Consider the following 11,594-nt stretch of genomic DNA (forward strand, 5'->3'; position numbering starts at 1 on the left):
CACGCCAATGGTTATCGATACTCGAGACACCATTGCCGCCATCGCGACGCCGCCGGGCAACGGCGGCGTCGGTATCATCCGCCTGTCGGGCGCGCTAGTTTCCAGTATCGCTCAACAACTCCATAACAAACCCCTTGTGCCGAGGCTGGCGCAATACGCTTCCTTTCTCGATGGCGACGGCTGCGTGATCGATTCCGGCCTCAGCCTCTATTTTCCCGCTCCGGCTTCGTATACCGGCGAAGACGTGCTGGAAGTGCAGGCGCACGGCGGCTCCGTAGTGATGGACATGTTGCTGCGCCGAATTCTGGAATTGGGCGCTCGGCTGGCCCGCCCCGGCGAATTCACCGAGCGCGCCTTTCTCAACAACAAGCTGGACTTGGCTCAAGCCGAAGCCGTCGCCGACCTGATCGAAAGCAGCACCGAACAATCGGTCCGGTCCGCGCAAAAATCGATGCAGGGGCTGTTTTCCAGTCAAGTCAACGAGTTGGTTGCCGAGATTACCGAGCTTAGGACTTACGTCGAAGCGGCGATCGATTTTGTCGAGGAGGAAATCGATTTCTTGAGCGACGGCGTCGTCGAAAACCGCATAGTCAAACTGCTTCAGCGCATCGAGCGGATCCGGCAGACCGCCAAACAGGGCCGCTTATTGCGCGACGGAATGACCGTCGTGCTGGCGGGCCGGCCCAACGCCGGCAAGTCCAGTCTTCTGAACGCGCTGGCCGGCCACGAGGCCGCGATCGTGACCGACGTCGCCGGCACCACGCGCGACGTCCTGCGCGAGCGCATCCAGCTCGACGGCATGCCGCTGCACGTTATCGATACCGCAGGGCTTAGGGACAGCGACAACATCGTCGAACAGGAAGGCATTCGCCGCGCCCGCGAAGAAATCGGCAAGGCCGACCTGATCCTGCTGTTGATCGATGCCAGAGAGCCCGATGTCGAGCCCATCCTGGAAACCTTGCCCCCCGGAATACCGCTAACCGAGGTCTACAACAAGATCGACCTGACCAATCAGCCTCCCGCCCTGATCGAATCCGCGCGCGGCAGCCGAGTCTATCTCTCGGTTAAGACCGGTGCAGGCATGGCACTGTTAACGCAGCATCTCAAGCAGAGCGTCGGTTTCAACGAAGCCGCCGAAGATGTGTTCATCGCCCGCAGACGCCATCTCGAAGCACTCAGGCAGGGCCACGAGTTTGTCCAAAACGCCCTGCGCTTGTTGCAGGAAAGCCATGCCGGAGAACTGGTCGCCGAAGAATTGAGAATGGCTCAAAATGCCCTGGGCGAAATCACCGGTCAATTTACCTCCGACGATCTTCTTGGAAAAATATTTTCCAGTTTTTGTATCGGCAAGTAATTCCCCTCTTCCTCCCCGCTTTCCGATTATTAGAGGAATTATCACTCGGTCGCTGCCTATTAACCGGCCAATATCATTTCTTCATGAAAATTAGTAGACTGCGCTGAACTAAGTCGCGCTTGATCTTCTCAAATCATCGTTTCTGGGAAACGGAATGAACCAAGCCGGCGCGTTGAAGGCCGAGTGTCGACTTGGCCTTTTGGGTTTACTTCAGGTTTGCCTGAGTCGTTCGCTGACCGGTTGCGATCCGTTTTTCCTTTGTTTATGGGCTTCGATTTGACAAGGCAAGAAAATGAGATTTCTACGTCCCTCATCAGGGGGGTTAGAAGCGCTGATCATGCTGTCCGCTTGTACCACGCTTCCGACGGGGCCCGGCGTGCTGCTCTTGCCGGGACCTGGAAAAACTTTCGATCAGTTTCGGTTGGAGGACGCCTATTGCCGCCAGTATGCTTTCGGCCAAGTCGGCGGAGTGGCTCCGAGCCAGGCTGCCTCGGCTAGCGGAGTCGGTAGCGCGGTGGCCGGCACGGCCCTCGGCGCCGCGGCCGGAGCTGCTTTCGGAGGCGGCGAAGGCGCTGCCGTCGGAGCGGGCGGAGGACTTCTGGCGGGCAGCCTGATGGGAACGGAAGCCGCTCGCAGCTCGGGATATGAGGCTCAGGAGAGGTACGACATGAGCTATATTCAGTGCATGTATGCGCACGGAAATCGTGTTCCGGTTTCCGGAAACTTCGTGGATGAAAGCATGGCAAGTCCCAAAAACAGGAACGAGCCATATCATTCGCCTGCGCCGCCTGCGGTCTCCCCCCCTCTTCCGGCGCGCTAAGGCCGAGGTTTGTTCATGACTATGCGCATTGGACCATTTGCTCGCTTTTTCGATGGGAAGTCTATGAAACGCTTGACAGTTACCGCAGTCGTGCTGGCAGGAGTCCTGTTGCTGCAAGGTTGCGCCATTTATGCCCGTCCTTATGGCTACGGTTATTATGGCTGGAACTACTACGGCTATGCCCCTTATTACGGCTATGGCTGGGGCTATTGGCCATTTCGTTATTATTATCCTTATCCCTATTACTATTACGGATACAGACCGTATCGGCGTTACGACTACTGGTCGCCGCGCCCGCGTCCTGACTGGCAAGACAGTACGTGGGGAGGCCGATACGGCGGACGCCCGTCTTTCCCTGACCGGAGCGGAGGGCCGGGACCCGGCGGGCGAGGCAGCCTTTCTCCCGGAAGCAGTGGAAATATAGGAGGCGGCTTGGGGGGAGGCGGACGGCCGGGTCTGGGCGGCCGCAGCCGACGCTGATGTCGGCCCGGCTTGAAGCGAAAGGCCTGCCATTGGTCGATTGTTACCAGGATCCGTGCCGACCTCCCGGCGTTATTCCTTGTCGTATCGGGCGAGTCTTTCTTATTGCCTGTACGGTTTTCGCGTTATCGCCTGAAACGGAAGAGAGTCCGCAAAATCGGTTATGATTGATGTTATCCGGCAAATCCCGGGAGAGTGCCTCTATGCCTCAGTCGGCTTCAATCTTTGTCGAAATTTTAACGGAGACTACGATTATGATGCGGAATTTAAAATCACTGATGCTGCTGCCGCTCCTGGCTTCCTGTTCGGCTTCAATTCCTACCGGGCCGGGTGTTTTGGTGCTGCCCGGCGAGGGCAAGGATCTTGCCCTGTTCCATCGGGACGAAGAGGATTGCAGACAGTTTGCCAGAGAGCCTTTGACTTCTTCACCGGTCAAACCGCAATCCGATGAAGAGGGTCAGCGGCTCTACGACATCGGTTTTATTCAATGCATGTATCACAAAGGCCATCGCGTGCCATTGCCGGACGGCTTGACGTACGGTTCCTTGCAGGATGCGGGGGGGACTGCTCCGGGGGAAATGCCCAGGCCCTAGCGCCGGGCCTAACAAGGGAAAGAATCAGTCCGATAAAACGGAGCGGGGGTTCCAGAACGGATAACCCACCTGCCATACCCAAAGGACGGCCCCAGCCTTTAGGTGTTCAACTTGGGCGAATGGCGATCGACGGCGGACAGGCACAGACCGGCCAATAGATAAAGCCCTATTGCGGCCAGAATCAGGATATTGAAACCCCAGTGCATGGCGATAAGGGTCGCCAGCATCGTGCTGATGACCGAGGCGAAGCCGTTGACGCCCCAGGCCCAGGGAATCCAAGCCGGATTCAGCCGATGGATTCGGGTCAAACCCAGGGGAAAAGGCATCCCCATAAAAAATCCCAAAGGCGCCGTCAGCAGCATCGAAATCCCGGCATTGAACCAGGACGGCTGGTGCAGCAAATAGGCGGTGAGCGTTTCGAGAAGGCCAAGGTACAGCAAGGCGGTCACGGCAATGCCCAGGATCGGATACCAATGCCCGTTTTCATACCGGCCGCACCATGGAGACAGAAAACTGCCCACGCCTGCTGCGATTAAAAAAGTATTCAGGACGGCCGCGACCGAATACACGGGATGGTGCAGAAACAGGATGAATTTCTGGATGAAGGCGATTTCTATGAACAGAAACGCCAAACCCAGACAAAAAAAGTACGCCGACAGCCGTAACGAAGAACCCGAGCGGGGCTGGAAACCGAGTTTGTCCTGCCATTTCCACAAAGGCAGGCCGATGAACAACGCGCCGGCCAGAAAGGCTTGCAGCGCCCCGGCAATCAGCACGATGTAGCCGCTTTCCAGCAGCGAGAGGCCGCCTTGTCCGTACAGCGACGCGATTTCGGGTAGCGTGCTCCATTTGAAAAACTTGAAAAAATACGGTTTGTCGTCGGTCGCAGGATGGATGTCGAATTTATAGCCGCCCATGTAGGACTCACTCAACGGGCTCAACAACGCTTTCACGGCATGGTACGGCGTCGGCTCCGGGACCATATTGTAGAGGTTGGTTTCGGCTTCGGTCATGCCGGGATAATAATCGACGTCGAAACTGCGCGCTTCGCAGAAGGTTTTCAATGCGTCGATTTTCGCAGGAGTCACCACGCCGCTTTTGACCAGGAGCGTGCCGGTCTGCCAGCCGCGGATCAGGATCAAGCGGCGTTCCGGATCGGAGTGACCGGTATTTTTCAACGCCGCCACGGCCGTTGCGAACAATTTGAGATGATCGCGGGGCGGCATTTTGATCCAGCGGGTGATGGCCAGATAGCCTTGGGGCTTAAGGTGTTCGAGATAGCCCTGCAAGGCTTCGACGGTGTAGAGATAATTTTCGCTCAAGGCATACAAGCCGGCCGAGGAAGCGCCGAAAGCGTCCAGCAGAGAGATCTCGATCATGTCGAACGGCTCCCGCGATGCCGAGACGAAGCCGCGCGCTTCGCCGATGTGCCAGCGTATGTTGTCTGCGGAAAATAAGCCGCCGCTGAACGCGTTCTGCCGTTCGCGCAGATAGTCGAGCAACCGGCTGTTCAATTCCACCGCATCGACGGTTTTGATATCGAAAAAGCGCGCCTGCAACAGATCACTGCCGGTCCCCGCGCCCAAAATCAGCAAATGTTCCGGTTTACGCAAATGAAAAGGCAGGGCCGAGGTAGTCTGATCCAGATAGGAAAGACTGGCGGGATTGCCGTCGAAACGGGTGATGGCCGACATATTGTCGGCATCGATGAACAGCGCCCGTTGCGGAGGCAGCGTCACGTCGGCGTTCAGGCTGAGCCCCGGTGCGTGGCGCAGAGGAATCTCGTCATTCTCGGTGACATGGACGTAACCGATGGGACTGGAAAAGTGGTCGACGACTTTCGTGCCCGGAATGAGCAGTGCTTGCGGCAACTCCTTGTAAGGCGAAATATGCAGGGACTGCCACTGTTCAGGAACCCATAACAGGGCGCCTGCGGCCAGGAAACAGGCGACGAGCATCCACCGATCCGGTTTTGTGTCCAGGCAGTAAAACGGCATCAGCCCGAGGATCGCGGCGAGCGACAGAACGATGAGGGCGCGTTCCGGAGGAATTAAAAACAGCAAGCCGATAACGGCCAGGCTGCCGAGGCCGGCGCCCGTCAAGTCGGCGGCATAAATGCCGGAGATCCGCTCCGGGTAGCGGTATAATGCCAGACCAATCGCAGAGGCGGCGAAAAAGAATGGGATGGCCAATAGCAAATAAAGGAGAAACAACAGCGGCAACTGCTGCGGCGACCAGAATATTTCCGAAGGATTGAACGGAATGCGTTGCGCCAGCCAGAAGCAGCCGGGGGCGGAAACGCCGAAGCCAAGGACTGCCGCGGGAAATATCCGATCGAAACGGGAGACCAGTCGGCCCCGCAGCAACGCCAGAATGAGACCGCTGACGCCAAAGCCCAGCAGCGCCATGCTGATGATCATATAGGCGAAATGATGCCACTGAATGATCGAAAACAGCCGCATCAATAAGACTTCATAGGCGAGAGAAGACGCGGAGAGCAAAGCGACCGCAAACGACAGGGCAGCGGTTTTGATGGCGGTCGTTGCAAAGGACGTCAAGGATGCGTCCCGGTCAACGGCACGAAAGCCACCGGCAGCAATTGCCGGGTGATTATTTTGCCGTTCGGGTTCTTCTCCACCAGGACCAGTTGCTGTACGTTGAAGCGGTCGCCGACCGGAATCAGCATGCGCCCGCCCGGCTTCAACTGCTTGATCAGCGGAGGCGGAATATGGCTGGCGGCCGCGGTGACCAGAATCGCGTCGAAAGGCCCCGCTTCCGCCCAGCCGTCATAGCCGTCGCCCTGCCGGGCGTGCACGTTGTCGTAATGCAGGCGTTGCAGCCGATCCCCGGCCGATTGCGCCAGCGGTTCGACGATTTCGATAGTGTAGACGTCGGCGGCGATTTCGCCGAGGATCGCGGCCTGATACGCCGAGCCGGTGCCGATTTCGAGCACTTTGGAGGTTTTATCGACGTCGAGCAGGTCGGTCATGACGGCGACGATGTAGGGCTGCGAAATGGTTTGCCCATGGCCGATCGGCAGAGGCCGGTTTTCATAGGCGTAAGGCCGGTACTCGTCAGCGACGAACTCGTGCCTCGGGACTTTTTTCAAGGCTTCCAGAACGCGCGGATTCAACGCGCCGCGGCCGAGCATGACGGCCGTTTCCTTGACGCCGGCCCGGATTTCGTCAATCAGCGCCATGCGTTGCTTCAAATAGGCGTCTTCGGCATGCGCCTGGCTTGCCGGCAGGAAAATCGAAAAGACCAGCAGCAACAACAGATAAGAAACAGGCCTGAACATAATGATGAGTTCCAAAAAAATCGATGGGCCGAAGCTCCCCAAGAATTCCCGATTACAGGGGCTTGGGATGGTCGATCAAAGGCACGAACGCCACTTCAAGAATTTTGACTGGCCGATTTTTGCCTTCCGGACGTTTTTCCAGCAGCATCAGCTCCTGATGAGCATGAGGCAAGCCTACCGGAATGACCAGCCGGCCGCCGGGCTTTAATTGTTCGACCAGGGCGTCCGGAACGTAAGGCGCCGCCGCCGTCACGATGATGCCGTCGTATGGGGCGAACTCCGGCCAGCCTTCATAGCCGTTGCCGACACGGGTCTTGATATTGCCGTAATGCATTTCCTTGAAGCGCGCCTGCGCCTCTTCGCTGAGCGACTGAATGATTTCCACGCTGTAAACCTTCTCGGCCAGAAGCGATAAAATGGCCGTCTGATAGCCCGAGCCTGTGCCGATCTCAAGAACCGATGCGTGTTTGCCGATCTCTAAAAGATCGGTCATCAAGGCGACAATATAAGGCTGGGATATGGTCTGGCCGGAGCCGATCGGAAGCGGACCGTTGTTGAACGCGCGATTTACCTGGCTCAAAGGGACGAATTGGTCGCGCGGCACCCTGCCCATGGCGTCCATCACGCGGCCGGACAGTTTCTCCCTTCCGGTAAAAAGGCTGGTATAGGCGGTTTCCTGCTGGATATCGTCCAGCATGCTCTGTATATCGTTCATAGGCTTGTAGGTATTCCCGGGTTGACTAGGAAGAAGGAAAAAAAGCCGGTATGAGCCGCTCGGGAAAAGAGCGGAGAGCCCGATTATTCAAAAACAATCATCGGACATTTTCCCTCAAGGAAAAGTTGCTTTTTCGTGATCGAGGCGGCGGGCTTCCATTAAACCCAATCGTTCCTTCCGGGTTAATCCGGCTGCCGGGGCAAAAGGCCATGCGTTCAAACCGCCGCGTCAATAGACGGACGGTCATGTTTTTTGATATAGTGCGTTATTTTAGGGGAAGCTTCGGCTTGTCCCCGCTAAGTTTCGGTTTTCATATCATCACTCTGGAGAGACTCAATGGCAATTAAAATTGCAATCAATGGTTATGGCCGTATCGGCCGCAATGTGATTCGCGCCCTTTATGAATCCGGCCGCACCAATGAAATCAAAGTCGTTGCAATCAACGATCTGGGCGACAGCAAGACCAACGCGCACCTGACCCAGTACGACACCGTGCACGGCAAATTTCCTTTCGACGTAGCTGTCGACGGCGACTACATCGTGATCAACGGCGACCGGATCCGAGTTCTCTCCGAACGCGACCCCTCGAAATTGCCCTGGGGCGAGCTGGGCATCGACGTCGTGCATGAATGCACCGGCCTGTTCACCAGCAAGGCCAAAGCGTCCGCGCACCTCACCGCCGGCGCGAAAAAAGTAATCATCTCCGCTCCGGGCGGCAACGACGTCGATGCGACGATCGTTTACGGCGTCAACCACAACACGCTGAAAGCCTCCGACACGGTCATCTCGAATGCTTCCTGCACCACCAACTGCTTGGCGCCTCTGGTCAAGCCTCTGCATGATGCGATCGGCATCGAACACGGTTTGATGACCACGATCCACTCGTACACGAACGACCAGGTGCTGACCGACGTTTACCACAGCGACCTGCGCCGCGCGCGCTCGGCAACGCAATCGATGATTCCGACCAAAACCGGCGCCGCCGCCGCGGTAGGGCTGGTATTGCCGGAACTGAAAGGCAAACTGGACGGTTTCGCAATGCGCGTTCCGACCATCAACGTGTCGGTCGTCGATCTGGTGTTCAAAGCGAAGCGTCCGACCAGCAAGGAAGAAATCACGTCGGTTCTGACCGCCGCTTCCGAAGGCCCGCTGAAAGGCATCCTGGCGATTAACGATCTGCCGCTGGTGTCGAGCGACTTCAACCACAATCCGGCTTCCTCGATCTTCGAAGCGCCTTCCACTTACGTCGTCGACGGCGATTTCGTCAAGGTGCTGTCCTGGTACGACAACGAATGGGGCTTCTCGAACCGAATGCTGGATACCACCGTTGCCTTGGTCAACGCCAAATAAACTATTTATCATCGAATGTTAAGACGAACCAAAATTTTAGCGACCCTGGGACCGGCGACCGATAAACCCGGCGTGCTGGAAGGGTTATTCGACGCCGGCATCGACGTGGTGCGGATGAATTTTTCACACGGTTCCGCGGAAGATCACATCAATCGCGCGAACCGGGTCCGGGAACTGAGCAGGAAAACCGGCCGCCGCGTCGGCATTCTCGGAGACCTGCAAGGCCCCAAGATTCGCATCGAGCGCTTCAAGGACACCAAGGTTTTCATCAACGAAGGTCAGGACTTCGCGCTGGACATCAACATAGGCAAACTGGACGGCGACGAGACGCAGGTCGGCATCAGCTACGAGCCCTTGCCCCGCGAGGTCAAGCCCGGCAGCCGCCTGTTGCTGGATGACGGCCGCATCGTGCTCGACGTGGTGAACGTCGAACCGAACCTGCGCATCAACTGCAAGGTCGCCGTCGGCGGTTATCTGTCCAACAACAAAGGCATCAACCTGCTCGGTGGCGGCTTGTCGGCGGCGGCTTTGACCGACAAGGACAAGGAAGACATCAAGACGATCGCGAAGATCGGCTGCGATTTCGTCGCCGTGTCGTTCCCGCGTTGCGCGGAAGACCTGAACGAAGCGCGCCGCCTGCTCGAGGCCGAAGGCTCCCATGCCGGCATCGTCGCCAAAGTGGAGCGCGCCGAGGCGCTGGAGGTGATGGATGAAATCATTCTGGCTTCCGACGTCATCATGGTCGCCCGCGGCGATTTGGGCGTCGAAATCGGCGACGCCAATCTGCCGGCGGTGCAGAAGCATCTGATCAAGCGGACGAGGGAGCTCAACCGGGTCGCCATTACCGCGACGCAGATGATGGAATCGATGATCGACAATCCGATTCCGACGCGCGCCGAAGTTCTCGACGTCGCCAACGCCGTCTACGACGGCACCGACGCCATCATGCTGTCGGCGGAAACCGCTTCCGGCAAATACCCGATCAAGGCGGTCGAGGCCATGCACCGGATCTGTGTCGAAGCCGAAAAGCAGCCGAGCGTCCGCCAATCGGATCATCGCATCAAAATACAGTTCGAGCGGGTCGACGAAGCGATCGCGATGTCGGCCATGTACATGGCGAATCACACCAAGATGAAGGGCATTGCCGCGCTGACCGAATCCGGCGCGACGACCTTGTGGATGTCCCGGATCAGTTCCGGCATTCCCATTTTCGCCTTGAGCAGCCAGGAAAAAACTCTGGGTAAAGTGACTTTGTACCGCGGTGTTTTCCCGATCTATTTCGAAATTCAACAGAATTACGATCATTTCGAAGTCAACCGCGACGTCGTCAAGGAGCTCAGAAAATGGTACAAAGCCAAAGACGGCGACAAATTCATCATCACCAAAGGCGATCTCAACGGCGTTGAAGGCGGCACCAACGCATTGAAAGTGATCATTGTCGGACAAGGCATGACGCCTTAACGAAAACAATCCATTCAACACAAGCGGACATCCATCAAGCCCGCTTAAAACCTTGTCTTTCATTCGTACGGATTGGGACCGGCGGTTTATGCCGCCCAACCCGTGCGAATCCTTCCGTCTACGCCGGCCGGCAGAGCCTGCGAACCGAAACGGTCCTAGCGGCCAATGGCGTAATAATCGAGACCGAAACGCCTGACCAGGGCCGGCTCGTACATGTTTCGGCCGTCAAAAATCACCCTGTCTTTCAGTTGTTGAGCCAGCTCGTTAAAGTCGGGGCTGCGGAACTGTTTCCACTCGGTCACGATGACCAGGGCGTCGGCCTGATGCAACGCTGCTTCCGGCGATTCGCAGTAAATCAGGCCGGTCTTGTCTCCGTAAATCCGCCGGGCTTCGGCCAGCGCTTCGGGATCGTAAACCCGAACCGCAGCGCCGGCGGCACACAGGCTTTCCAGGACAACCCGGCTCGGCGCTTCCCGCATGTCGTCGGTGTTGGGTTTGAATGCCAGGCCCCACAAGGCGAAGGTTTTCCCGGCCAAATTGCCCTGGTAATAGGCGCTCATTTTTTCGAACAGCCGGTTTTTTTGCCGGGTATTGACGCTTTCGACCGCATTCAGCAATTCGGCGCGAAAGCCCTGCTCCGCCGCCGTTCTTGCCAATGCCTTGACGTCTTTGGGAAAGCAGGAGCCGCCGTAGCCGCAGCCCGGATAAATGAAGCTGTAACCGATGCGGCGGTCGGAACCGATGCCCTGCCTGACCTGTTCGATGTCCGCTTCCAGAAACTCGGCCAGATTCGCCATTTCGTTCATGAAGCTGATCTTGGTGGCCAGCATCGCATTGGCGGCATACTTGGTCAATTCCGCCGAACGGACATCCATGACGAGAATGCGGTCATGGTTGCGATTAAAAGGCGCATACAAGGCTTTCAGCAATTCCGCCGTGCGCGGATTGTCGGTGCCGACGATGATGCGGTCCGGCTTCATGAAATCGTTGATCGCCGCGCCCTCCTTCAAAAATTCGGGGTTGGAGACGACGTCGAATTCCATGGGTTTGCCGCGGTCTTTCAATATCATTTCGATGTGGGCCTTGACCTTGTCGGCCGTTCCCACCGGAACGGTCGATTTATTGACCACAATCCGATAGTCCTCCATGTGTTCGCCGATGCTGCGGGCTGCCGCCAATACGTACTGCAAATCGGCCGAGCCGTCTTCATCCGGCGGCGTGCCGACCGCGATGAATTGAAACAAGCCGTGGCTCACGGCTTGTTTGACGTCGGTGGTGAATTTCAAGCGCCCTGCCGCCTGGTTCTCCTTGATCATCGCTTCCAGCCCGGGCTCGAAGATCGGAACCATGCCCTGCTGCAAACGCGCAATTCTGGCTTCGTCGATGTCCATGCAGACGACGTGATTGCCGACTTCGGCCAGACAGGCTCCGGTCACCAGACCGACATAACCGCTGCCATACACTGAAATTTTCATAATAAAACGATCCTCTTGATTTTGGTATGCCAAATGCTCGACGTTATC

General features: G+C 57.3%; 10 protein-coding genes. 6 read left to right on the top strand and 4 right to left on the bottom strand.

The window, feature by feature from the left end; genetic code table 11:
* Nucleotides 1–7: 7 nt before the first annotated feature.
* The 4 genes from mnmE (at nucleotide 8) to A3OW_RS25370 (ending at nucleotide 3,247) form a co-directional block, all read left to right on the top strand.
* Nucleotides 8–1,354, top strand: a complete 1,347-nt coding sequence (mnmE, locus tag A3OW_RS0117075) for a tRNA uridine-5-carboxymethylaminomethyl(34) synthesis GTPase MnmE (protein WP_020564665.1) — start codon at nucleotides 8–10, stop codon at nucleotides 1,352–1,354.
* Nucleotides 1,355–1,646: 292 nt separating this feature from the next.
* Nucleotides 1,647–2,174: a hypothetical protein gene (locus A3OW_RS25365; protein ID WP_157385932.1), complete on the top strand. Its 528-nt coding sequence runs from the start codon at nucleotides 1,647–1,649 to the stop codon at nucleotides 2,172–2,174.
* Between the two features lie 63 nt (nucleotides 2,175–2,237).
* On the top strand, nucleotides 2,238–2,654 hold the full coding sequence (locus A3OW_RS0117085; RefSeq protein ID WP_157385933.1) for a hypothetical protein: 417 nt from the start codon (nucleotides 2,238–2,240) through the stop codon (nucleotides 2,652–2,654).
* Between the two features lie 254 nt (nucleotides 2,655–2,908).
* Nucleotides 2,909–3,247: a hypothetical protein gene (locus A3OW_RS25370; protein ID WP_157385934.1), complete on the top strand. Its 339-nt coding sequence runs from the start codon at nucleotides 2,909–2,911 to the stop codon at nucleotides 3,245–3,247.
* Nucleotides 3,248–3,345: 98 nt separating this feature from the next.
* Here A3OW_RS25370 and A3OW_RS0117095 read toward each other — a convergent pair whose 3' ends face one another.
* Genes A3OW_RS0117095 through A3OW_RS0117105 form a run of 3 tightly spaced genes read right to left on the bottom strand, consistent with a single transcriptional unit; the run spans nucleotide 3,346 to nucleotide 7,260 of the window.
* The gene (locus tag A3OW_RS0117095; protein ID WP_020564669.1) at nucleotides 3,346–5,805 is read right to left on the bottom strand and encodes a spermine/spermidine synthase domain-containing protein; all 2,460 of its coding nucleotides are present in this window, start codon (nucleotides 5,803–5,805) and stop codon (nucleotides 3,346–3,348) included.
* Entirely contained in the window at nucleotides 5,802–6,545 is a 744-nt protein-coding gene (locus A3OW_RS0117100; protein WP_020564670.1) for a protein-L-isoaspartate(D-aspartate) O-methyltransferase, read from the bottom strand. Before A3OW_RS0117100 ends, A3OW_RS0117095 begins: the two co-directional genes overlap by 4 nt.
* A 52-nt stretch (nucleotides 6,546–6,597) precedes the next feature.
* Nucleotides 6,598–7,260: a protein-L-isoaspartate(D-aspartate) O-methyltransferase gene (locus A3OW_RS0117105; protein WP_020564671.1), complete on the bottom strand. Its 663-nt coding sequence runs from the start codon at nucleotides 7,258–7,260 to the stop codon at nucleotides 6,598–6,600.
* 336 nt (nucleotides 7,261–7,596) lie between these two features.
* On the opposite strand from A3OW_RS0117105, the gene gap reads away from it, so the two are divergent.
* Together gap and pyk are read left to right on the top strand one after the other, a co-directional pair.
* Nucleotides 7,597–8,610: a type I glyceraldehyde-3-phosphate dehydrogenase gene (gap, locus tag A3OW_RS0117110; RefSeq protein ID WP_020564672.1), complete on the top strand. Its 1,014-nt coding sequence runs from the start codon at nucleotides 7,597–7,599 to the stop codon at nucleotides 8,608–8,610.
* 15 nt (nucleotides 8,611–8,625) lie between these two features.
* Nucleotides 8,626–10,071 (top strand): pyruvate kinase, encoded by a 1,446-nt coding sequence (pyk, locus tag A3OW_RS0117115; RefSeq protein WP_020564673.1) that lies wholly within the window; start codon nucleotides 8,626–8,628, stop codon nucleotides 10,069–10,071.
* 155 nt (nucleotides 10,072–10,226) lie between these two features.
* Here pyk and A3OW_RS0117120 read toward each other — a convergent pair whose 3' ends face one another.
* Nucleotides 10,227–11,546: a UDP-glucose dehydrogenase family protein gene (locus tag A3OW_RS0117120; protein WP_020564674.1), complete on the bottom strand. Its 1,320-nt coding sequence runs from the start codon at nucleotides 11,544–11,546 to the stop codon at nucleotides 10,227–10,229.
* Between the last annotated feature and the right edge of the window lie 48 nt (nucleotides 11,547–11,594).

The organism is Methylosarcina fibrata AML-C10 (genome assembly GCF_000372865.1).
In the GTDB taxonomy this organism is placed as follows: Bacteria; Pseudomonadota; Gammaproteobacteria; order Methylococcales; family Methylomonadaceae; genus Methylosarcina; species Methylosarcina fibrata.

What these genes read in the sequence shown, in the direction of transcription:
- mnmE (WP_020564665.1), top strand. Translation starts at nt 8, where the DNA reads ATGGTTATCGATACTCGAGACACCATTGCCGCCATCGCGACGCCGCCG.
- A3OW_RS25365 (WP_157385932.1), top strand. Translation starts at nt 1,647, where the DNA reads ATGAGATTTCTACGTCCCTCATCAGGGGGGTTAGAAGCGCTGATCATG.
- A3OW_RS0117085 (WP_157385933.1), top strand. Translation starts at nt 2,238, where the DNA reads ATGAAACGCTTGACAGTTACCGCAGTCGTGCTGGCAGGAGTCCTGTTG.
- A3OW_RS25370 (WP_157385934.1), top strand. Translation starts at nt 2,909, where the DNA reads ATGATGCGGAATTTAAAATCACTGATGCTGCTGCCGCTCCTGGCTTCC.
- A3OW_RS0117100 (WP_020564670.1), bottom strand. Translation starts at nt 6,545, where the DNA reads ATGTTCAGGCCTGTTTCTTATCTGTTGTTGCTGCTGGTCTTTTCGATT.
- A3OW_RS0117105 (WP_020564671.1), bottom strand. Translation starts at nt 7,260, where the DNA reads ATGAACGATATACAGAGCATGCTGGACGATATCCAGCAGGAAACCGCC.
- gap (WP_020564672.1), top strand. Translation starts at nt 7,597, where the DNA reads ATGGCAATTAAAATTGCAATCAATGGTTATGGCCGTATCGGCCGCAAT.
- pyk (WP_020564673.1), top strand. Translation starts at nt 8,626, where the DNA reads ATGTTAAGACGAACCAAAATTTTAGCGACCCTGGGACCGGCGACCGAT.
- A3OW_RS0117120 (WP_020564674.1), bottom strand. Translation starts at nt 11,546, where the DNA reads ATGAAAATTTCAGTGTATGGCAGCGGTTATGTCGGTCTGGTGACCGGA.